Source organism: Devosia indica (genome assembly GCF_003056405.1).
Lineage (GTDB): Bacteria > Pseudomonadota > Alphaproteobacteria > Rhizobiales > Devosiaceae > Devosia > Devosia indica.
In genome coordinates, this window is sequence record NZ_PYVZ01000047.1 from 1 (window position 1) to 1321 (window position 1321).

At 61.7% G+C, this 1321-nt stretch carries 1 protein-coding gene; it reads left to right on the plus strand.

The annotated features are described in order from the left end of the window. Positions 1 to 57 precede the first annotated feature (57 nt). Positions 58 to 1281: an IS256 family transposase gene (locus DDE76_RS19325; protein WP_104893350.1), complete on the plus strand. Its 1224-nt coding sequence runs from the start codon at positions 58 to 60 to the stop codon at positions 1279 to 1281. Positions 1282 to 1321 lie beyond the last annotated feature (40 nt).

The window sequence follows — 1321 nt, forward strand, 5'->3', positions numbered from 1 at the left end:
GGGAGTGTCAGGATTTCCGTGTGTGGTCGGGCATAGTGGGTAAACAAGGAGTCCCCTATGTCTCGACGCAAAGAGCCTGCAATCCCCAATGAGCTTCTCGACCAACTGCTGGCAGGCGGCGCTGCCAGTGCTGCCTTTGAGCAAGGTGGCTTGCTTGACGCGCTCAAGAAGGCGCTGACCGAGCGCGCCTTGAACGCGGAGATGGATCATCATCTGTCCGGCGAGGATGGCGCCGGCAACACGCGTAATGGCTATGGCCGCAAGACGGTGACGACCGAGACCGGCAAGCTGGAGATTGACGTGCCCCGCGACCGGCAGTCGAGCTTTGATCCGCAGCTGATCGCCAAGTATCAGCGCCGTTTCCCCGGCTTCGACGACAAGATCGTGTCGATGTATGCCCGGGGCATGAGCACGCGCGAGATCGCCGGGCACCTGCGCGAGCTATACGGCATTGACGTATCGCCGGACCTTATCTCAACGGTGACAGACGCGGTTCTCGATGAGGTCGCCACCTGGCAGCAACGGCCGCTCGACCCGGTTTATCCGCTGGTGTTCTTCGATGCGATCCGGGTCAAGATCCGCGACGAAGGCATGGTGCGCAACAAGGCGATCCATATCGCCCTGGGGGTGCGCGCCGATGGCGCCAAGGAGGTGCTCGGCCTCTGGCTCGAGCAGAATGAAGGCGCCAAGTTCTGGCTGCGGGTGATGAACGAGCTCAAGAACCGCGGCACCGAGGATATCCTGCTGGCGGTCGTCGATGGCCTCAAGGGCTTCCCCGAAGCGATTACCGCCGTATTCCCCGAGACGGTAGTTCAGACCTGCATCGTCCATTTGCTGCGCAACTCAATGGACTTCGTCTCCTGGAAGGACCGCAGGGGGCTGGCAAGTGCGCTCAAGCAGATTTACCGCGCCACCGATGCCGACGCTGCCGAACAGGCGCTGACGGCCTTCGAGGCCGGCTATTGGGGCCAGCGCTATCCCGCCATCGGCCAGAGCTGGCGGCGCGCCTGGAGCGAGGTCATCCCATTCTTTGGCTTCCCCGACGAGGTCCGCAGGATCGTATACACCACAAACGCCATCGAGGCGCTGAACTCAAAGCTGCGGCGGGCGGTCAGGGCCAGGGGCCACTTCCCCAGCGACGATGCTGCCACCAAATTGCTGTATCTGATCTTGAACCGGTCAGAGAAAGAGTGGAAAATGCCGCCACGTGAATGGTCCATGGCCAAGGCGCAGTTCGCTGTAATCTTCGGCGAGCGCTTCATCCGAGCCATGGCGGCGTAATATGCAATCGCCCGCCACACACGAAATTACTGACAGTCCC